This window comes from Sapientia aquatica (assembly GCF_004358105.1).
GTDB lineage: Bacteria > Pseudomonadota > Gammaproteobacteria > Burkholderiales > Burkholderiaceae_D > Solimicrobium > Solimicrobium aquaticum.
In genome coordinates this window covers 1-747 of record NZ_SMYL01000047.1, presented here as the reverse complement: position 1 = coordinate 747, position 747 = coordinate 1, and the positions used below count along the sequence as shown (strand labels likewise).

General features: G+C 49.4%; 1 protein-coding gene. It reads left to right on the top strand.

From position 1 onward, the window contains the following. Nucleotides 1-18 precede the first annotated feature (18 nt). A partial coding sequence (locus E2I14_RS19190; RefSeq protein WP_206105692.1) for a hypothetical protein occupies nucleotides 19-747 on the top strand: 729 nt, incomplete at its 3' end.

Sequence of the window (747 nt, the reverse complement as noted above, 5' to 3'; positions counted from 1 at the left end):
AGATTTGGTACCTCGACCATGCGCGATTTTGGATATGACGTTAGAGACGATGGAGATGTAGATAGGATATTGGGAAAGGGGGAGGATGTGGAGGAAGGGAGAGAGAGGGAAAGCCACAGGGGAATAAAAAGCAGGAGCGAACAAGGGAGAGAAAAAAGAGAAGAGGGAAAAGGGGAGGGGCTGGGAAACAGAGAGGGAAGAGGAAGGAGGAAAGGAGAGAGAGAAGGGGAGAAAGGAAGAAAGAAGGGGGGAGAGAAGAAAAGGGAAGAGAGAGGGAGGGGAGGAAATAGGGGGAAGAGAGAAAAGGAGGGAAAAAGAAAGAGAGAGGGAGAGAGGGGAGGGGAGAGGGAGGGAAAAAAAAGGAGAGAAGAGAGAGAATGGGAAGGAGGGAAAAGGAGGGGAGAAGGGGGAGGGAAGGAGAGGGGAGAAAGAGGGGAGAGGAGAGGAGAAAAAAGAGAGGGAGAGGGGGGGGAAAGAAGAGAGGAAGAAGGAAGGAGAGGGAAGGAGAAAAGAGAAAAGGGAAGAAGGAGAAAGAGGAGAGGAGAAGGAAAAAGGGGAAGAAAAAGAGAAGAAAGAAAAGAGAAAAGAGGGAAGGGAGAAGGAAGAAGAGGGGAAAGAAGGGGAAGAAGAGAAAAAAAAAAAAGAAGGAGGGGGGGGGGGAAAAAAAAGAAAGGGAGAAAGAAAGAAAGGAGGGGAGGGAGGGGGGATGGAAAGAAGGAAGGAAAGAAAGGAAGAGGAAAAAAGAGC